A 20,401-nucleotide genomic window follows, 5' to 3' on the forward strand; every position below is an offset into this window, starting at 1 on the left:
CACTGGTGGGGAGGCGGTTTTTGCAGTGAAGGGAGTAACCGGGTTCGTTTCGGGATTCCCGGAACACCTAACTGCAGAGACAACCTTGTGGCTGCCATGGCCGATTATGGGTTTACTGCCAAGGACATCGAATTGGACAGTTGTGTTTCCTTCTTTATGCACAAAACATTTGAACCGGACGGCACTCAACTTACGGTGAAGCCCGGGACAAAGCCGGGTGACCACGTTGATGTTAAGGCTTTAAGGGACCTACTAGTGGCAGTCTCTAACTGCCCACAGGTGCGAAACGCTTGCAATGATTTTAATCTAACCCCACTAAAGGTGGTCATATTTGAGGAATTCAGCTCGTAACTGTGGTTCCCCGCATTCCGGACTGCTCTGGCCGTAGCCTGATAGGCCAGGGATGCTGGTAATCCGGGCCGAGAGGCCCGGTTGAACCGGCAGGAGTCAGCAGAGGGCATAGTAACCAGCGGGGTACCTCAAGCTAAGGGAAAGCTTTTCGGAACTACGCCCAAGACAGAGTCATGGCGGGAGGCCTGGGCCAACGTAACAAAGATGGGGAGTTCGTAGGGGCTATCGGCAGCGGTTAACTCATAGGGGTATAACCGTAGTAATAAGTATTCCGATAGTTGTCCCAACCCCAGGTGGCGTCGGCATCGGGTTAATGGCAAAGGCAAGAACAGCGGAAGATTTCCTATCCTATTTGCGGTAATGACAAACCTTCACGCCGACCGGACTGGTGCCCGTGCGCAAAAGAGAACCATCTCCGGCGACTATTAAAGCCGCAGGGTCAGGAATAAGACCCAAGGCGACAGAACGGTCCACATAGCAGCAGGTAAAGATGTGCTGATCAACCTCTCTGGGCCGAGGATAAAAGACCGCCGTAGCCCGCTTAACGAACCTTCCCACGACACCTGGGTGTTTTGGGGCTAGCTTCTGACCAGACTTAAGTCTACCCTTAGGTTTAGGCAAAAAGGGGAGAAGTTTAAGGCGGGGGTTGCAGATCTTATTCCTCTGCTCCAGCCAACAGCGGTGGAGGAAATCATAGAAAGTACTAGGATAATTGGAGTTTCCGAGCATCTGCTTCCGTAAAGAGGAGGGACATGGGTTGGGGCTGGAGGCACTTGAATTGCAAGTAGTGGGTCAGGGCATACCCCGGGTTGATGCCAGAGACAAAGTTGAAGGTAAAGCCCAATATACCGTGGATCTGGTGTTGCCGCGGATGCTGTATGGAGACTTTCTCCGCAGCCCTTTGGCTTGGGCTCGCATCCTACACATCGACACCTCAGCTGCCAAACGGGTACCAGGGGTGAAAGCGGTTATAACTGGCGCCGATTTCCCTTATACCTACGGCTCCACCGTCAAAGACCGTCCCTTTTTAGCTCAGGGAGAAGTTCGCTTCGTGGGAGAGCCAGTCGCTGCGGTGGCGGCCACCAGCCCTGAGGCTGCAAGAGAAGCTATAGAGCTAATCAGGGTGGACTACGAGGAGCGAGAACCGATCCTGGATCCGGAAGCGGCCATAGCTAAAGGGGCGCCGCTAATTCACCCCGAGCTGGGTAGCTACAAACATAGCGAAGCTGCCTACCCGGTTCCTGGGAGCAACATCTGTAGCCACTATAGGCTGCGGAATGGGGATGTGGAGGAAGGATTTAGGGAAGCAGACCTGGTCTATGAGAATACCTATCGAACCCAAATGGTTCAGCATGTGTGTATTGAGCCTCATGCTGCCATTGCCCAGTGGCTGCCGGGATCGGATCGGATCACCGTCTGGGTGGGGACGGTATCGCCGTTCATGAGTCGCAAGGAACTGGCTGACGGCTTGGGTCTACCCATGAGCAATATCCGCATAATTGTGCCCCGGGTAGGCGGCTCCTTTGGATCCAAGATGTATCTAAAGGCTGAACCGCTGGCGGTGGCGCTGGCCCGGTTTACCGACGGCAGGCCGGTCAAGGTAGTCATGGACCGTGCCGATGAATTTACTGTTGCTGTCAAAGGCCCTACCATTACCCGGATCAAGACCGGGGTGAAAAGGGACGGGACCATGACTGCCCGGGAAGTGGAGACTATCTGGGATACCGGAGCTTATGCGGACTGCGGCCCCCGCGTGACCCGCAACTCTGGTCATACCTCGGCTGGTCCCTACCGCATTCCCAGGGTAAAGATCGACGGCTACACTGTCTATACTAATAAAAACATTGCTGTTCCCTTCCGAGGCTACGGGACCCAGGAGCTCTGCTGGGCTTACGAAACCCATATGGACGAAATCGCGGCGGAAATAGGCTGGGATCCCCTAGAATTCCGGCTGAAGAATGCCTTCCGCCCCGGCGATTTTACTGCCACCGGCCAGAAGTTGGAAAGCGTAGGGCTGGTAGAATGCATTGAAAAGGTCAGGAGGGCCATAGGTTGGGAGGGTAAAAGAGAAACCGTTGACGAGCAAGTCCATCGCTCCGGGGTCGAGGCGCCTCCAGTTAACACTGGTGCAGGTGTTACCGCCGCTGGTGCCCGCAAAGTGCGCGGCCGGGGCATAGCTTGCATTCATAAGGCTACTGGTGCTCCCTCCACCTCTTCCGCTGTGGTTAAGCTTAACGAAGATGGCACGGTAACTCTCCTTGCCAGCACCATTGAGCAAGGCCAGGGCTCAGAAACAGTTCTGACCCAGATAGTAGCCGAGGAGCTGGGGGTGCGGATAGAGGATGTGTTTATCGCTCAGCCCGACACCGACTACACCCCCTTTGATTCCTCCAGCACTTCTAGTCGCTCTACCTATCACATGGGCAACGCTATCCGCTTGGCCTGTGCTGATGCCAAGCGCCAGCTTTTGGAAGCGGGGAGCAAGGTACTCAAAGTCAGGCCTGAAGAAGTAGAGTTGGTGAGCGGCAAAGTCCAAGTAAAGGGTCAGCCAGGGCGAAGCCTGGAGCTCAGACAAATTGTTCCTGCTTATTACGGCTCCCGGGGCGGGACCATCATCGGCCGGGGGGTATTTCGGCCCGATACAGTTCCCTCAGATAGAGAGACCGGCCTTACTCCCAAAATGACTCCCTTCTGGATGTATGGTGCCCAGGCGGCGGAAGTGGAGGTAGACCTGGATACTGGCCAGGTGGAAGTGATTAAGCTGGTGGCCTACCACGACGTGGGGCGGGCCATCAACCCGGTTACCACCAAGCAGCAGCTAGAGGGGGCCATGGGAATGGGTGGTAGTGGCGCTATACTGGAAAACGTAATTCTCGATGCCAATGGCCGGACCCTAAATGCCAACCTGCACGATTATAAGGTATACACGGCCATGGATATACCGGAACTGGAAGTGGGGATCGTTGAAGCGGAGCAGGCGGATGGGCCTTTCGGGGCCAAGGGCGTGGGTGAGCCGGCCCTGGCTGCCACTGCCCCCGCCATTGGCAACGCGGTCTATGCTGCCTGCGGGGTCAGGCTCCGGGAGTTGCCTATAACTGGGGAAAAGATGGTGGAGGCGCTTAGACAGAGAAGTGCTGGTAGGTAAGGAAATATGGATACGAGATACGCTGGCCTAAGCGTAGCCAAAAAATAAGGTCACAGAAAAAACGGAAACGCCCCTAGTAGGTTGATTTCCTAGGATAGGTTCAGGTAGTTAATCTGGGACGCAAGCCATATAACCGGTGGGAGGTGGATCTTCCTTGTTACCTGAGTTTGAGCTGGTTACACCCAGTAGTGTTGATGAGGCTATTCAGGTGTTGGCTGAGCTCGGCGACCGGGCCCGTATCCTGGCTGGCGGCACTGACGTGCTGGTACAAATGCGGGCGCGCCAGAGTCGGCCAGAGTATCTGGTGGACATCAAGTTCCTAGCTGAACTCAAGGGCATTGAGTTTAGCGCTGAAAGGGGCTTGGTGATCGGGGCGCTGGTTACCCACCATGCCTTGGAGACCTCGCCGTTGATCCGGGAAAAGTATCCCATCCTTTACGATGGAGTAAGCCGGGTAGGGTCGGTCCAGATCCGCAACCGGGGCACCATTGGTGGAAACATCTGCAATGCTTTGCCTTCAGCCGATAGCATCGCTCCTTTGCTGGCGTTGGGGGCTCTTCTCCAGATTCGTGGTCCCAAGGGCGACCGCCAGGTAGCCATGGAAGACTTTTTCCTTGGTCCCCGAAAAGTCGCCCTAGGATCGGGAGAGATTCTCACCCACATCGTGGTGCCGCCGCACCCTGAGCCCAACGGCGGGGCCTACGTTAAGTTTACTCGGCGCAAGGCTATGGATCTGGCCCTGCTGGGTGTAGCGGTGTTCCTAGAATGTGAAAGCGACGGGCGAACCTGCCGCCAGGCCCGGATAGCGCTGGCCACCGCTGCTCCTGTGCCCATGCGGGCGTACCAGGCCGAAGCGGCGCTCCAGGGCAAGGAGCTTAACGGTGAGGCCTTACAGCAGGCAGGAGAGATAGCTGCCCGGGAAGCTAGGCCCAGAACCAGCTGGCGTTCTACCGAAGAGTATCGGCGCCACCTGATTAAGGTCCTGGTACCGCGGGCGGCCAATCTGGCTTTGGAGAGGATGAAGATGAGTTGACCACAAGGCACCGGATAACCCTCATCCCCGGTGACGGCATTGGGCCTGAGATTACCGCGGCTACCAAGCTGGTGGTGGAAGCCAGCGGGGCGCCAGTGGAATGGGAGGAGGTGGTGGCTGGCGAAGGAGCCCTGGCCCAGTATGGCACTCCCCTGCCGGAGCCGGTATTGGAGTCCATCCGCCGAAACGGGGTGGCCCTCAAGGCGCCGCTCACTACCCCGGTGGGCACCGGCTTTCGCAGCGTCAACGTGGCTCTGCGGAAAGAGTTGGATCTCTTTGCCAACGTGCGGCCGGCCCGGAGCTATCTCGGCATAGCCAGCCGCTACCAGAACATAGATTTAGTGGTGGTGCGAGAAAACACCGAGGATCTTTACGCCGGCATCGAACATATGGTAGGTGAGGACGCGGCCGAGAGCATCAAGATCATCACCCGCAAGGGATCGGAACGCATTGTCCGCTATGCCTTTGATTATGCGGTCAAGCACGGCCGCCGCAAGGTAACGGTGGTGCACAAGGCCAACATTATGAAGTGTACCGATGGGCTTTTCCTGGAAGTGGCCCGGCAGGTGGCGCAGGATTACCCTGCCGTCGAGTTTGAGGACCGGATCGTCGACAATATGTGCATGCAGCTGGTGCAAAAGCCGGAGCTGTATGATGTTTTGGTCATGCCCAACCTGTACGGGGACATCATTTCCGACCTCTGCGCCGGCCTGGTGGGAGGCCTGGGAGTAGCTCCGGGCGCCAACATCGGCGAAAAGTATGCCCTGTTTGAGCCGGTACACGGCAGCGCTCCCAAGTATGCTGGTCAGAACAAAGTTAACCCCACCGCCATGATCCTGGCGGCGGTGATGATGCTGGAACACCTAGGGGAAGCTGAAGCGGCTGGGCGAATCCGCCAAGGGGTATCCAGGATCCTAAAAACCGGACCAGTTACCTACGATTTAGGCGGCCAGGCTTCCACCATGGAGATGGCTGAAGCTATAGCCCGCGAGGTAAGAGCTCTGGCAAGTGGCGGCGAACTTTTGGCCAGCCCAAATGGTTAAAGGCAAAAACCAGGGCGGCCCGAGGTCAGGTGGGCTGGGGCTAGCTTGGGCTAGCGATATAAGACAAGTCTAACCACACAGCAAGCAATCGGCTATGAAGAAACTAGAATTCCGGGGGAGGAAGAGTCATGTACGATCTCATCATCAAGAACGGCCAGGTGGTAAGTCCAGAGGCTACTTACGCCGCCCATGTGCTGGTTCAAGGAGGAAAAATCGCCGGCTTCATCCGGGGGGAAGAGCTGCCGCCGGCCCGGGAAGTCTTCGATGCTCAGGGCTTGTATGTGCTTCCAGGGATCATTGACATTCACGTTCACTTCCGGGACCCGGGGGTCACCTACAAGGAGGACTTCGGCACCGGGTCGCTGGCGGCCGTGCACGGGGGCGTAACCACGGTGGTGGATATGCCCAACGTCAATCCTCCTACTGCCACCGTGGAGGCCTTCAACCTCAAACTTTCCGAGGCCAAGGCTAAATCCTACTGCGATTTCGGCATCATCGGCGTGGTTTTCGAGGAAAACATTGGCGAGCTGAAAGCTTTGGCCGAGGCCGGGGTAGTAGGCTTCAAGATCTTCATGGGCGAGACGGTGGGTAGCCTGCCCTCACCTACCGACGGCGGCATCATCGAGGCCATGAAGGTGATTGCCGAGACCGGCCTCCGGGTAGGGGTCCACGCTGAAAACCGTACCATTATCGAGTACTATACCAAGAAGCTGAAGGCCGAGGGGCGTACCGACCCGGTGGCCCACGTGGAAGCCCGGCCCAACATCGCCGAAGCCGAGTGCATCGCCCGGGCCATCATGTTTGCCGAGCAGACTGGCTGTAAGCTCCACATCTACCACATGAGCTCCAAGGAAGGGGTGGATCTGGTGGGAGCTGCCAAGGCCCGGGGAGTGGATGTCTCGGCTGAGACCGGCCCTCACTACCTCCTCCTCGACTACACCCACATGCACAAGGTGGGCTCGATGCTGAAGATGAACCCGCCGGTCCGAGCTCTGGCCGATCAGAAGCGGCTCCGGGAAGGGCTCCTGGACGGCACCGTAGAGGCCGTTGCTACCGACCACTCGCCCCACACCCTGGAGGAGAAGACCAACGATGACATTTGGAAAGCCATCCCCGGCTTCTGCGGGGTAGAGACCAACGTACCCCTGATGCTCACCCAGGTCAACCAGGGCTGGATCAGCCTCAATCACTACGTCAAGGTGGCATCGGAGGGCCCGGCCAAGCTGTTTAACATGTATCCCCAGAAGGGATCGCTGTTGGTGGGGACCGATGCCGACTTTACCATCGTCGACCTCAACCGGGAAGGGGAAATCAAGGCCGAAAACCTACACAGCAAGAACAAAGTTACCCCCTTTGACGGGTTCAAGGTCAAAGGCATGCCGGTGGCTACCATTATCCGCGGCCGGGTAGTAATGAAGGACGGCCAGGTCCTGGGCGGGCCCCAGGGAGAGCTGGTGCGGCCAGCCAGGTAAGGTCGGCAGGGTAGGCTCTATATAGCAATCCGGCATGGGGAATGTCTCGGAAGCATCACCGGTATTTGGAGGGAGAGATAAATCATGATCAAACAAATAGTATACGGCCAGGGCAGCCCCTTTCAAATTGGGCTGGCCCATGGGCGAGCAGCCGGCCAGGCGGTACGGGCCAACCTCCGGGCCTTCTGGCGGGGGGTAGCCGATCTAGGGCTGAAGCGGGGGGAGCTCCTGCGCTGGGCCAGAAGGGCCCTGTCCCGGGGCGCTTTCTCGCCTGCCACTGAAGAGGAGATTGCCGGTATCGCTGAGGGGGCCGGGGTCGAGTACGATGACCTTCTGGCCTTGAACCTCTACCACGGCCTCTTAGCTCCTGAGGGCTGTACGGTGATGATGGCGGTTGGTTCGGCCAGCGCTACCGGCGACACCATCTTTGCCAAGAACAGCGACAAGGTGGGCGGAGAAAGCCTGGTGGGGCCTAACTTCTACAAGAATAAGGAAATCAACGTCATCCTGTTTGCCGAACGGGAAGACGGGCATAAAATTGTGGGCGTATCCGCGGCCGGGACAACGGGCCTAAAGATGGGCATGAACAACAAAGCTATGGCCGCCGGTACCAACATAGCTCGGACTGAGGAAATGTATCAGAAGAACCTGGACCTTACCTCCATCCGGGCCGCGGACCGCGCCCAGCTCATTAGGGATGGCCTGGAAAAGGACGATCCGCTGGAGGCCACCAACCTGGTGGTGGAAAAGCTGCTTTCCAACCCTACTGCTACCCCCGGCAACGTGGAGTTTGCCGGCCCGAAAATCGCTTATATAATTGAAGGCTCCTACGACCGGGTTTCGGTCAAAAAAGTAGTGGATGACGTGGACTCCCGCTCCAACTGCTTCATCGTCTTAAAGGCCCTCAATAAGAGCGATGACGTCTCCAGCGTTTGCCGCTACGTTCGCACCCAGGAGGTGCTCCTGGGCAAGAAGGGCAGCGTAACCAAAGAGGACATGATTGCCCTGTCCATGGACCACGCCAACGGCCCTGGTCCCAACTCCATCTGCCGCCACGGCAACGACTTCCGGGAGGAAACTTCCCTTGCCGCCATGGTCATGGAGCTAAATAGCCGAGAGCCGGCCCGGTCCCGGTTTGCCATAGCTTTGGGCAAGCCCTGTCACTCCTGGCGCCATCCTAAGGGGCACGTGGAGCTGGATATGACCTTGCGCCGGGAGGATATTCCCGAAGGGTTCCTAAACGGGGAAACCTTCAAGGAGTTTTATACCGAGGAGCCCTGGAAGGAATAGAAAGCTGCGAGCGCGAGAAAGAAACGCACTAGGGAGGGGGGTTTAAGTGCAGCGGCGGATACCGGCGGTGTTGATGCGGGGCGGCAGCAGCAAAGGGCTCTTCTTCAAGGTAGAGGATCTGCCTGAGGACCTGAAGCTTCAGGATCAAGTAATCCTGGCTGCCTACGGTAGCCCCGATCCTTATGGGCGGCAGATCAACGGCCTGGGGGGAGCCACCTCGGTGACCAGCAAGGTGGCCATTGTTGGGCCGCGGCCAGGAGAGAAAAATGCCGTCAACTATACCTTTGGTCAGGTGGGCATCACTCAGCCGCTGGTGGATCGCAAGGGTAACTGCGGCAACATCTCCTCCGCCGTGGGCCCCTTTGCCATCGACGAGGGGCTGGTGGAAGAGGTGGAGGAGCCGGTAACCACGGTCAATATCTTCAATACCAATACTGGCAAATACATCATTGCCCGGGTGCCGGTGGAAAATGGCCGGGCCAAAGTGGAAGGTGACTACGCCATCGCTGGGGTGCCCGGCACCGGGGCCAAGATCTGTCTTGACTTTATGAACCCCGGGGGAGCGGTGACCGGGAAGCTCCTTCCCACCGGCCACGCCCAGGATACCTTGGAGACGCCCTATGGCCACTTCAACGTTTCCATCGTTGATGCTGCCAATCCCCTGGTTTTTGTGAGGGCCGGCGACCTTGGCCTTTCGGGAACCGAGCTTCCTGCCCAGGTGGATGGCAGTCCCGACCTTTTGGCTCGCATTGAGGCCATCCGAGCGGCAGCGGCGGTCAAGATTGGCCTTGCGGCCACGCCTGAAGAAGCCACCGCAAAGAGCCCGGCCGTGCCCAAAATTGCCTGGGTAGCCCCTCCTAGGGATTACACCATGACCTCGGGCTTAACCATGAAAGCCGGTGATATCGACCTTTTGGCCCGGACCATGTCCATGGGCCGGCTCCATGCCGCCTACGCTATTACTGGGGCCATATGCACAGCGGGAGCGGCCAAAATCCCGGGGACGGTGGTGGAGGAGGCATTATCCCCGGCGGCCAGAGCTGCGCCGGTGGTACGAATTGGCCACCCCGGCGGTGATCTGGCCATCGAGGTGGAGATGCGGGTCGAAGCCGGCCACCTGGAATACGTGCGCGGTACTGCCTTCCGCACCGCCCGCCGGCTGATGGAAGGGTGGGTATTAGTGCCGGAGGAGTGCTACAGTAAGTAGTTCTTGAAGGAGGTTAAGGTGCAGGAGCAATGGAAATAGGAGAAAGCCGAGAAGTAACGGAACTGAAAGCCAAGGTTGCTAGCTGTTGCCAGATCCTGTATATTGAGGGGCATGACGACGCTAACTTGGGCCACGTTTCCGCCCGCTTGCCCGGGGAATCGGTATTTTACATGAAGCCTCAAGGCCTGGGTCTGGAGGAAGTGAGAGCAGAGGACGTACTCACCCTCAATTGGGAGGGACAAGTGTTGGCCGGCCCCCACCCGGCCCACAATGAGTACCCTATTCACTCGGAGATCTACCGGGCCCGGCCGGATGTAAACTGCGTTATTCATACCCATCCCTTTTACAGCACGGTCTTTAGCACTTTGGCCGTGCCTTTCCAAACTTTAAACCACGATGGGGTGCTGTTTGCCCATGGTCTAAAGGTTTTTGACCGTACCCCCGATCTTTTGGTAACTAAGGAGCAGGGGGAGAGCTTGGCCGCGGACCTCGGCGATGCCGATGCCATCCTCCTACGTAATCACGGCACGGTGGTGGTAGGTAGATCGGTGGAAGAAGCCTGCCTGACTCAGCTAGCCTTAGAGAAGGCAGTAAAAGTATTGCTGCAGGCAATTGCTTCTGGCAAGGAATTTTATCCCATGGATTTGGCCATGGCAGAAAAGATGGCCCAGGACGTACGCCAGAATCAGCGCCGGACCCAAAATGTCTTTGCTTATTACCAACGTAAAGCCCAGCGGCTACTTGGCATCTAGGGATCAAGGCTTAGCAGCGTTAGATTAAATGGCTTTCGAAAGGTGGTGCCCAAGCAATGCAAGCGATCAAGGAGAAGACCATAACTTTAACCGTCAACGGGGATAGTTATGCCCTAAGCGTGCCGGTGAATCGCACCTTGCTGCAAGTGATCCGCGAGGACCTAGGTCTTACCGGCACCAAGGAGGGTTGCGGCGAAGGCGACTGCGGGGCTTGCACCGTGCTTTTGGATGGCAAGCCGGTTAATTCTTGCCTGGTCTTGGCGGTAGAAGCTGATGGCCGGGAAATAACCACGGTGGAGGGGCTAGCCAAGGACGGAAAGCTTCATCCCTTGCAGCAGGCCTTCATCGACGAAGGGGCGGTGCAATGCGGCTTCTGCACCCCCGGGATGCTTCTGGCGGCCAAGGGGCTCTTGGATGAAAACCCCTCCCCCACCGAAGCTGAGATTCGCCAGGGCATTGCCGGCAACCTCTGCCGCTGCACTGGCTACGTGCGGATAATCAAAGCTATCCAAAAAGCGGCTATGGTGATGAGGGAGGAGAAAGAAGCGGCGAGCTAGGTCTCGGCTCTGGAGACGGATTGAATAGACTAGGGGAAGTACTAGGTGTGGAGGTGCAACTATGCCGGAAGTAATTGTGGGTCAACCAGTTACTCGGGTGGAGGCTCTGGAGAAGGTTACCGGGGTGGCAGTTTACGGGGCCGATGTAAGCCTTCCGGGGATGCTTTATGCCAAGGTTCTGCGCAGCCCCTATGCCCATGCCCGGATTAAGTCCATAGATATCAGCTCTGCCCTCAAGGCACCAGGAGTCCGAGCGGTGGTCACCGGTGAGGATCTGCCGGGGGTTTTAGGCGGAGAAGCAGTTAAGGATATGCCTTTCTTAGCCCAGGGTAAGGTGCGCTACGTGGGCGAACCTGTAGCGGCCGTGGCGGCCGAAGATGAGGCCGCGGCCGAAAGGGCGCTGGAGTTGATCCGGGTGGAGTACGAGGAACTGCCGGCAGTGCTGGATCCGCTGGAGGCCATGAAGGATGGAGCTCCCCTTATTCACCCCGAGCTTGCGAAATACCAGCACATCCCGGCGGTCAAGCCGGTGCCCGGCACCAATATCCTCAGCGTTGACGAATTTGGCAAGGGAGACGTGGAAGCCGGCTTTGCCGAGGCGGACTACATTTTCGAAGATACCTTTACCAGCCACATCGTTCAGCATGCTCCCATTGAGCCTCATAGCGTGGTGGCCCAGGTGGCTCCCAACGGTAAGATTACCCTTTGGGTGCCCAACGATGGTCCGCACCGCTTGCGTAAGGATCTGTCCGATGCCTTGAGGATACCCCTCCACCGCATCCGAGTGATCAGCACCTACATCGGTGGCGGCTTCGGCTGCAAGGGAGGGTTGAAAGCGGAGCCGGTAGCTATCGCTCTGGCGTTAAAGGCCAACTACCGGCCGGTGAAGCTGGTGCTGAGCCGGGAAGAGGTCTTTGAAGCCACCATAGTGCGCCACGCTACCGTAATTACTATCAAGACCGGAGTGAAGAGGGACGGTACCTTGGTGGCCCGAGAGGTGAGGTCGGTGTGGGATACCGGTGCCTATGCGGAAAAGGGGCCCACCGTCTGTCGCCAGTCCACTGCTACTTCGGCTGGTCCTTACCGCATCCCCCATACCCGTTTGGTCGGTTATTGCGTTTACACCAATAAGGTTATTGCTGGAGCTTATAGAGGTTACGGAACCCCTCAGGTTACCTGGGCCTATGAGTCCCAGATGGACATCATTGCCAGGAAGCTGGGTCTGGATCCCCTGGAGTTTCGGCTTAAGAATATCCTGCGGGAAGGAGACATCAATGCCACTGGCCAGGTAGCCCACAGCGTAGGGGTGGAGGAATGCTTGCGGCGAGCGGCGGCGGCTGTCAGCTGGGAAAAGCAAAATCGCCCGCGGGTCACTGCGGAGGGCAAATACCGCGGAGTCGGCATTGCCTGCGCTGGTAAGAACACCAAGACCCCCTCGGGATCGGCTGCCTTTATCCAATTGAACCAGGATGGGACCGCCAACGTTCTTACCAGCACGGTGGAGATTGGGCAGGGAGCCAAGACCATATTCGCCCAAATTGCGGCGGAAGTTTTGGGCATCCCGGTGGAGAAGGTTGAGGTTTCCGGGCCCGATACCGACCTTACCCCTTTTGATGCTTCCACCACCTCCAGCCGCAGCACCTTCCACATGGGCAACGCGGTTAAACTGGCGGCCGAGGATATCATAAGGCAACTCCGGCAATTGGCGGCAGCAGCCTGGGATTGTCCGGTGGAGCAAGTAACTATGGCTCGCGGCCAGGCTGAAGCTAACGGCCAGGTGCTCACTTACCAGGACATCATCAAAAAGCATTATGGGGCTGGCGGCAGCATCCTGGGCCGGGGCTTCTTCTACCCGCCCGAGGAAAAGGGAAGCGGCATGTGGTCCTCGCCCAGCGTTTTCTGGATGTACAGCGCTCACGCGGTGGAAGTAGAGGTTGATCCCGAGACAGGCTTGGTTGAGGTAGTCAAACTGGCTGCTGCCCAGGACGTTGGTAGGCCTATCAACCCCCTGAACTGCCTGCAGCAGGTTGAGGGAGGGGGGGTACATGGAGTTGGTACCGCGGTGATGGAGCAACTGCTTATAGACTCTAAAGGGCGGGTCCTGAACCCCAACCTTCACGATTACAAGATACCCACGGCCATGGATGCCCCCCAGATTGAGGCCATCATCGTCGAGGCTCCCCACCGGGATGGGCCTTTTGGAGCCAAAGGCATTGGCGAGGTAGTCATCACCCCTACCATGCCGGCGGTAGCCAATGCAATTGAGGACGCCATTGGAGTCCGGATCAAGGATCTGCCGCTTACGCCGGAGAAAATCTTAAAAGCTTTACAGGAAAAGGGAGACATTCCTCAGGCATCCTAGGGTTCCTAGGATTCGTAGGGCATCCGGGCCGGGACGCGCCAGCAGGGAGGTCGCAAAGTTTGCGACTCACGAATGTTGCTACGCCAGGCGGGGTGCCAGCAAGGAAAGGAGGGATCCAATGACGGATCAAGCCAGAGCCAAGGGGTGGGAAGAAACTAGCGGGGAGGAAGAGAGGTTTGCTGATCTGATCCGGCGGCAGAGTTATCCGGTTCGGGATTTGGTTTTCGACCATCTTCGGCGACAAATCCTGAAAGGCAAGTATGCGCCCGGGGAGCGGCTCATCGAGGAGGATATTGCCGGGGAGCTCGGGGTTAGCCGGACTCCGGTACGGGAGGCGATTAGGAAGCTTGAACTGGAAGGCTTGGCCGAGCACATCCCTCGGCGGGGAGCTATCGTGAGGGAGCTTTCCATCCAGGATGCCAACGAGATCTACTCCATCCGCAGCGTGCTGGAGGGCTTTGCCGCCAGACTGGCAGCTGAGACTATCACCGAGGAGGAATTAAGGGCTTTCGATGAATTGCTGGCATCCATGAAGCGGTGCATCGAGGTCGGGGACGAAAGTGAGGAAGCTCTCTATCACGACCGCTTTCATGCCATGCTTTATAAAGCTAGCCATAACCGCCGTCTCGAGCGCATCCTCCTCGACTACATTGCCTACCTCAACATGTTTAGGCAGGTGGCCCTGCGCAACCCGGGCCGGATTCTCCGCACCTTGGAAGAGCATGAGCAGATCGTACGCGCCATTGCCATGCACGACGGGGAGTTGGCCGAACGCCGGGCCCGAGAGCACGTGGAACAAGGACGACAAGCTTTCCTGGCCCAGTGTCGGGGCCAAGGGTTTTTGGTCTGCGGGCAGGGCTAGGCCAGGTAGCTGCTTGCCAGGAAGGGGGCCGTGATGCTCCATGGAATGATAGGAGTCTTGCCAGGTCATAGGTGGCTCTCGGTTGAGTGCCGGGCAAATCCCGGGGTGGAGGACCAAACACCGGCACGGGTAGCCTAGAAGGTACTGGTTTTTTGAGGAGAGGCGGGAGGCGGGGGCTATTTGGCGCAAGATGATTGGCGAAGGAATGTCTATATTCTGGCCCTGGTCCAGCTGATAATGCGCGTGGCCATGACCTCCATCAAGCCCTTTATACCTCTGTACCTGCCGGAATTAGGAGTTACTATCCCGGAGCAGGTGGCCTTTTGGGCCGGAGTGGCTACCTCGGTTAATTTCGTCGGTCAAGTGTTTACCCAGCCGGTGTGGGGAAACCTGGCCGACCGCTACGGCCGTAAACCCATGGTGGTGCGGTCGATCCTAGCGGTGGGCGGCTTCAACTTGCTAATAACTTGGGCGGGTACGGTTTACCAGCTGGTGGGCTTAAGGTTTCTCATGGGTACCATGTCCGGGTTTAATGCCGCCTCGGTGGCGCTCATTGCCGCCATGACTCCCCGGGATCGCTTGGGATACGCCGTGGGGCTGGTCCAAGCCGGGCAGATGGCAGGGACCATCCTGGGACCGGGCCTGGGCGGAGGGCTGGCGGAGCTCTTTGGCTACCGCGGCACTTTTTTGGTGGCCGGGAGCTTGAGCTTGGCTATGGCCCCGGTGGTGATGCTGGGAGTGCGGGAAGAATTTCAGCGCCCGGCCCGAGCCACCAAGGCGCAAGAGACGCTCCAGGTGGGATCCGTAAGCGCCGAAACGGAGCCGACCGGGGCAGGGAAATCATCTGGCTGGATAGAAGCTGCCGGGTCTGGCCGCGCGCCTGGTGCCCGGGAGTTTGCACCCATACCCCTGGATGAAGAGCAGCTGGCCGGTGAACGCTGGTTGAAGGCACTCTCGGCTGGGGGTAACGGCCAGGACATGGTAGGTAAGGGCGCATTGGCAGCGGAACCTCAAGGCACGAGCGCTGGCCAAGTTCCCGTAGCTCAGGGTGCATCAACTGCGGGCTTTGAAAGCATGAGCGGCGGCCCGAAGGGGGCGGTTACAGGGGAACCGACCAGCCAGGAGGCAGGGCGTGGTATCATCCTGCAGCCAGCTGCATCCGATGGTGAAGGATCGGGGCTGGAGAAGGGCGACAACCTGGGCTTCTGGGCCCGGCTTAGGGCCTGGCTGGTCCTAGGGAGGCAAACCCTGGTGGCCGTCCGGCGCTGGATTGGGTTGACCTGGCAGCGTGTCAAGTTGCTTAGGCAGGCAACTACCACCGGGAGAAGCCTACTTTTAATCTCTGCCCTTCTGGTGATTGCCTGCTCCCAGTTTGGCACCCAGAGCGCTGATTCCCTCTTGGCCTTATTCATTGATCATATCTATGCTGGCTCGCGGCTCAACCTGGTGGTGGCTTTGGCTTTTGCCCTGTCTGCTGCTGCCAACCTCTTAATGGCTCCAGTTTTTGGCCGGTACGGCGACCGGTACGGCCACTGGCGCATCCTGCATTTTTCCTTGGTGGGCATGGCCATCACGGTGGGGCTGCAAGCCCTGAGCGCCAACGCTGTCCAGCTCCTGGTCTTGCGCACCCTGTCCGGACTGTTTGCTGCCGGCATCCTCCCCAATGCCCACGCCATCATTGGTAACCTAACTCCGGAAGCTAGGCGAGGCCACGCCTATGGGGTAGCCGGGAGCGTTACGGCGGTAGGCAACTTCCTGGGGCCGATGACAGGTGGCATCATAGCGGCGCTGATGGACCTGCGGGCGGTATTCTGGGTGACGGGGGTGTTGCTCCTGGCGGCGGAGGTAGCCGTCCGGGCTATGACCCGGGTCGAAGCCAGAAGCTGAGGTTAGGGGTTGGAGACAGGCTTTTCTGAGCTGCCAGGCTAGGCCACCTGGGGCCGTGGGGCCCTTTCGCTGCCCCAACGTTCAAGGCTATGGCTTGCAATGCTAGGGTCGGTATCTTACAATGGCTTCGGAATAAAAGCAGGCTTATGGGGCTAGTGGAAAGCAGGGTGTCCATGCCGACGGAAGCCAAAAAAGCATTCTCCACTCATTTGGTAGACCAAGCCCGCCAACGGAAGCGGGAGGAAAGGGAAAAGGCTAGGCTTGCCTATATCCGGCGGGTAGCCCAAAGTCTGGACGCACTTTCTGAGCTGGTATCATTTAGGGAGGCTTATATATTCGGTTCCCTCACTAAGGCTGGCAGTTTTCGGCCTGGAGTTTCCGATGTGGATATAGCTATCGCCGGGCTAAGGGATGAAGACTTCTTTAAGGCAGCCTCCTTTTTATCCCGGGAATTGGGGATTGAGGTAGATCTGATCCAACTGGAGGGTCATCGCCTGGAGCCGGAGATCAAGAAGGAGGGCCTCAAGTGGACCAAGGGCAGTTTGCCATCTTAGATGCGGCCATCCGTAAACAAGTTATGCTCATAGAACAAATCTACAACCGGGTTGAGAAAAGAAAAGGTGCTGAAAGTGCAGTTGAGCTTGAAAGCCTGGGCTATCAGTTACATAATCTCTACTGCGCCTTTGAAGACCTATTTAAAATTGTGGCTGAAGCCTTTGAGAATCATATTGAAGATGCTAGCCGCTATCATACCCAGCTGCTGTGGAAAATGTCCTTAGAAATCGAGGGAGTACGGCCGGCACTGCTCTCAGAAGAAGCCGTTCGCATGCTGGATAATCTGCGATCGTTTCGGCACTTTTTCCGCCATGCCTATAGTTATGAACTTGACCGGCGGAAGCTTAAGATTGTCCTTGAGGATGCCCTAAGGCTTCGCGGCCTTTATCGTTTGGACGTGGAAAGGTTCCTGAACCTGTGTAATCCGGCTACAAACAGAAGCAAAGGTAAGAATCAGTGCTAAGAAAGGTCGGAGAGGATGGCTTATAACGTAGTTGGGATTGTACAAAGGAACGAGCCAGTGAAGGCGACAAGTTTCGCCGAGGCGGCACCTGCCGCTTATTATTATATGGAAGTGTTTTTGCCCGAGGTGGCGCTTGAGGCCAAACCAGGGCAATTTGTTCACCTCCGCTGTGGGGAAGGGATCGATCCCTTCCTGCGCCGGCCGCTAAGCATAGCCGGAGTTGACCGGGGAGAAGGCCTGGTGAGGTTTCTTTATCAAGTCAAGGGGGAAGGTACTCGCTGGCTGGCCCGGCGCCGGGCGGGCGACCGCCTGGATGTCATCGGACCCTTGGGCAACGGTTTTGAAGCCTTCAGCCAGCCGGGCCAGCCTGGCTCAGCCATCCTGGTGGCCGGCGGGATAGGGGTGGCCCCCCTACTGTTTCTTGCCCAAGAAATGCAGTTTCAACAGTATTGTCGGGAACGGGCCCAGCAAGTGGGTGCAGGAACATCTCTACGGCCCGTGGCCCTCTTGGGGGCCCGAACTGCCGGCCTGCTTCTAGGGGCAAAAGAGCTGGAGGAGATGGGGTGTCAGGTACTGGTTGCCACCGAAGATGGTAGCGCCGGCTTTCATGGGCTAGTAACTGAACTCTTAGAGCGAACTTTAGAGGACCACCTAGCTGATCATAGCCAGAACCCGGGCGATGGCGAGGTAGCTGTCTATGCCTGCGGTCCTCGCCCCATGTTGGCGGCGGTGGCCCGGCTCTGCCAACAATACCATCTGCCCGGTTGGGTCTCCTTGGAGGAGCGTATGGCCTGTGGCCTGGGGGCCTGCCGGGGCTGCGCGGTCAAAGTGCATCGGAAAGACGCCCAAACTGAGGCCGATTATACAGAGTTGGGGTATACATATGTTAACGTGTGCAGTGAGGGACCGGTTTTCTCGGTAAATGAGGTTATTTGGGAAGAGGCAGAGGCGGCAACCCCAGGGGGCGAGCTGCCCGGGACAAGCTTAACAGCTTCAGCGGGTACTATCCTTACGCCTGGTTCCCCGGCCTCAGCCAGGCCAGCTTCGAGGGCAAAAGAATTTGGCTCTTTTCCGCCTGAACCTTCTCTGGCGGTGGAGATTGCCGGCCTCAAGCTCAAGAATCCCGTCATGTCAGCTTCTGGAACCTTCGGCTTTGGCGAGGAGTATGAGCAGTTCATGGATCTCAGCCAACTTGGTGCGATCGTGGTTAAGTCGGTTACGCTGGAGCCCACCGTTGGCAACCCTCCGCCTCGGGTCTGCGAAACCCCAGCCGGCATGCTCAACTCCATCGCTTGGCAAAACCCGGGTCTGGACGTTTTCCTCAAGAAAAAACTTCCTTTCCTGCGTCAATTTGAGACCCCGGTGATAGTCAACGTGGCCGGCCGGACGGTGGAGGAGTACGCCGAGGTGGCCCGGCGGCTGGACGGAGTGGAGGGGGTAGCAGCCCTCGAAGCCAATATCTCCTGCCCTAACGTCCGCGAGGGCGGAGTAGCCTTCGGATCCGACCCCGATATGGCCGCCCAGGTGACCCGAGCTATGCGCCAAGCTAGCTCCCTGCCCTTGATTGTCAAGCTCTCCCCCAATGTAACTGATATTGCTTTGATCGCTCGCCGGGTGGTGGATGCGGGGGCTGATGCCTTGTCCTTGATCAACGCCCTTACTGCCATCGCCATTGATCCGGAGGCCCAACGCCCCATACTGGGCAATATCATTGGCGGGCTGACTGGGCCGGCCATCAAGCCGGTGGCGCTATATATGGTGTGGCGGGTGGCTCAGGCGGTGAAGGTGCCCATCATCGGCATGGGCGGCATCGTTAAGGCCGCTGACGCAGTGGAGTTCTTGCTAGCAGGGGCTACGGCGGTGGCGGTGGGCGCGGGTACATTCGTTAACCCCCGGACCATTCCGGAAGTAATAATTGGCCTCAAAGAGTATTTGCTCCGGCACGGCTTGACCGATGTCCGTCAGCTGATTGGGGCCCTCAAGCCGCCAACCAGCTCCTAGGTGTTGCCAGTGGGCGGTTAACTCCGCTGCAGGTGGTGTAAGCACAACTAACGGAAGCAAGGTGGAGAACATGAACGCAGAACAAGTAATGGCGATCCTAAAAGCAACTGGAGCTGTGAGCGAGGGGCATTTCCGATTAACTTCGGGAAAACATAGCGACTTTTATATTCAGTGTGCCCGGCTAATGCAACATCCGGAAAAAGCGGAGCCAGTCTGCCAGGCTCTAGCAGATCAATTTCGGGCCGGCACTGCCGCTGGCTCCAATCCCTCCCAGGCCATTGAGGTTGTAATTGGACCAGCTACGGGCGCCATTCTCATGGCCTATGAAGTGGCCAGAGCTCTAGGGCCGGGGGTGCGCGCCATGTTTACCGAGCGGGAAAACGGAGTCATGACCTTGCGCCATGGCTTTAGTCTGGCACCAGGGGAGCGGGTGCTGGTGGTGGAGGATGTGGTCACCACTGGTGGCTCGGTCCAGGAAGTGATAGATGTGGTCAAGGGGGCCGGGGGCCAAGTGGTGGGGATAGGCGCCCTGGTTGATCGTAGCGGAGGCACAGTGCGGTTTGAGGTCCCCTTTAAAGCCCTAGCCACCATTACTACCAATGTCTATGAACCTGAAGACTGTCCCTTGTGCCGGCAAGGGCTACCGGCGGTGAAGCCAGGAAGCCGGCAAGTATGACCCGGCGGCTCCCGGGCAACTGCCTTGCTTGACCTTGTGCCGGGTGACATTGAGCCGGGGTTAAGCAGCTATTAATTGCAGTAAGTTAAGGCTGGCTACCCGGTTGGCAATTAGAGTACTTTAGGAACTCCCTGCCGGTTTGCTTCTGCGTTAGTTGGCTATCTAGGTCAGCATCTGCGAACTGAGACTCAAGATGACCTAGTTGAACTTAAGTTTTCTTAAATGAGACGCTTGACCAAATGGCGAAAATTAGTATCCCGAGCCCTAGCAAAGCTAGCGTGATGGGGCATGGCAGCTGGTAGCCCAGGGGATTGGGGATATTGAAGAATAAGAGCACTGCATCTACGACCAGTAAGATCCCTGCCAGCACCAGTAGGATTCTAGAAAGCAAGAGCATTGTGCTCACCTCCTTGCTTGCCTCCTAGGGTAGCCAGCCTCAAGCGCGTTGCCCTGAAAGACCTTGGCCTAGATAAACCTGGGCCTGATCAGTTTTGGCCTGTGCTAGCGGTGAACGTGAGTATATGATTCCACTGTACTTTATGAGGTTGCCGGCCCAAGTAGAACTATATCCAAGCTCCTGGGTGCTCCAGGTGGCCCTGGTTAGGCTTTTGCTCTTAACCCCCTCCCAGGGGTGAGATCACTGAGATTTGGTCGCCCTCCTCGAGATCGACATCCAGCCCTGCCGGCAGGTCCACCCGGTTACCGTTAATCATGATTACCGGCTGGGCGCCCCGGCGGATAGCTT

Annotated in this window: 18 protein-coding genes; 16 read left to right on the forward strand and 2 right to left on the reverse strand. The window is 57.9% G+C overall.

The window, feature by feature from the left end:
* The 16 genes from H5U02_08475 to H5U02_08550 form a co-directional block, all read left to right on the forward strand.
* A partial coding sequence (locus tag H5U02_08475; GenBank protein ID MBC7342468.1) for a DUF1989 domain-containing protein occupies positions 1-351 on the forward strand: 351 nt, incomplete at its 5' end.
* 757 nt (positions 352-1,108) lie between these two features.
* Positions 1,109-3,496: a molybdopterin-dependent oxidoreductase gene (locus H5U02_08480; protein ID MBC7342469.1), complete on the forward strand. Its 2,388-nt coding sequence runs from the start codon at positions 1,109-1,111 to the stop codon at positions 3,494-3,496.
* Positions 3,497-3,650: 154 nt separating this feature from the next.
* Complete coding sequence (locus tag H5U02_08485; GenBank protein ID MBC7342470.1) at positions 3,651-4,529, forward strand: FAD binding domain-containing protein; 879 nt, start codon at positions 3,651-3,653, stop codon at positions 4,527-4,529.
* On the forward strand, positions 4,526-5,572 hold the full coding sequence (locus H5U02_08490) for an isocitrate/isopropylmalate dehydrogenase family protein (GenBank protein MBC7342471.1): 1,047 nt from the start codon (positions 4,526-4,528) through the stop codon (positions 5,570-5,572). Before H5U02_08485 ends, H5U02_08490 begins: the two co-directional genes overlap by 4 nt.
* 128 nt (positions 5,573-5,700) lie before the next feature.
* Positions 5,701-7,044 (forward strand): allantoinase AllB, encoded by a 1,344-nt coding sequence (allB, locus tag H5U02_08495; GenBank protein MBC7342472.1) that lies wholly within the window; start codon positions 5,701-5,703, stop codon positions 7,042-7,044.
* A gap of 84 nt (positions 7,045-7,128) precedes the next feature.
* Complete coding sequence (locus H5U02_08500) at positions 7,129-8,334, forward strand: hypothetical protein (GenBank protein MBC7342473.1); 1,206 nt, start codon at positions 7,129-7,131, stop codon at positions 8,332-8,334.
* 73 nt (positions 8,335-8,407) lie between these two features.
* Positions 8,408-9,541 (forward strand): 3-methylitaconate isomerase, encoded by a 1,134-nt coding sequence (locus tag H5U02_08505; protein ID MBC7342474.1) that lies wholly within the window; start codon positions 8,408-8,410, stop codon positions 9,539-9,541.
* A 29-nt stretch (positions 9,542-9,570) separates the two neighbouring features.
* Positions 9,571-10,293 (forward strand): class II aldolase/adducin family protein, encoded by a 723-nt coding sequence (locus tag H5U02_08510; GenBank protein MBC7342475.1) that lies wholly within the window; start codon positions 9,571-9,573, stop codon positions 10,291-10,293.
* A gap of 56 nt (positions 10,294-10,349) precedes the next feature.
* Complete coding sequence (locus H5U02_08515) at positions 10,350-10,850, forward strand: (2Fe-2S)-binding protein (protein ID MBC7342476.1); 501 nt, start codon at positions 10,350-10,352, stop codon at positions 10,848-10,850.
* A 61-nt stretch (positions 10,851-10,911) separates the two neighbouring features.
* Positions 10,912-13,212 carry a xanthine dehydrogenase family protein molybdopterin-binding subunit gene (locus H5U02_08520; GenBank protein ID MBC7342477.1) on the forward strand — a complete coding sequence of 767 codons (2,301 nt, stop codon included), beginning with the start codon at positions 10,912-10,914 and terminating at the stop codon, positions 13,210-13,212.
* Between the two features lie 118 nt (positions 13,213-13,330).
* A complete protein-coding gene (locus H5U02_08525) occupies positions 13,331-14,074 on the forward strand; it encodes a GntR family transcriptional regulator (protein MBC7342478.1) in 744 nt (247 codons plus the stop codon).
* A gap of 180 nt (positions 14,075-14,254) precedes the next feature.
* Entirely contained in the window at positions 14,255-15,961 is a 1,707-nt protein-coding gene (locus H5U02_08530) for an MFS transporter (GenBank protein ID MBC7342479.1), read from the forward strand.
* Between the two features lie 173 nt (positions 15,962-16,134).
* Entirely contained in the window at positions 16,135-16,515 is a 381-nt protein-coding gene (locus H5U02_08535; protein ID MBC7342480.1) for a nucleotidyltransferase domain-containing protein, read from the forward strand.
* Complete coding sequence (locus H5U02_08540) at positions 16,488-16,979, forward strand: hypothetical protein (GenBank protein ID MBC7342481.1); 492 nt, start codon at positions 16,488-16,490, stop codon at positions 16,977-16,979. The genes H5U02_08535 and H5U02_08540 overlap by 28 nt, the downstream gene beginning before the upstream one ends.
* 57 nt (positions 16,980-17,036) lie before the next feature.
* Positions 17,037-18,980 carry a dihydroorotate dehydrogenase gene (locus tag H5U02_08545; protein MBC7342482.1) on the forward strand — a complete coding sequence of 648 codons (1,944 nt, stop codon included), beginning with the start codon at positions 17,037-17,039 and terminating at the stop codon, positions 18,978-18,980.
* A 70-nt stretch (positions 18,981-19,050) separates the two neighbouring features.
* On the forward strand, positions 19,051-19,656 hold the full coding sequence (locus H5U02_08550; protein MBC7342483.1) for an orotate phosphoribosyltransferase: 606 nt from the start codon (positions 19,051-19,053) through the stop codon (positions 19,654-19,656).
* A gap of 208 nt (positions 19,657-19,864) precedes the next feature.
* Here the strand turns inward: H5U02_08550 and H5U02_08555 are convergent, their stop codons facing one another.
* The gene (locus tag H5U02_08555; GenBank protein MBC7342484.1) at positions 19,865-20,053 is read right to left on the reverse strand and encodes a hypothetical protein; all 189 of its coding nucleotides are present in this window, start codon (positions 20,051-20,053) and stop codon (positions 19,865-19,867) included.
* A gap of 217 nt (positions 20,054-20,270) precedes the next feature.
* On the reverse strand, positions 20,271-20,401 hold a 131-nt coding region (locus H5U02_08560), incomplete at its 5' end, for a MoaD/ThiS family protein (GenBank protein MBC7342485.1).

The organism is Clostridia bacterium, from assembly GCA_014360065.1.
GTDB lineage: Bacteria > Bacillota > DSM-521 > Neomoorellales > JACIYF01 > JACIYF01.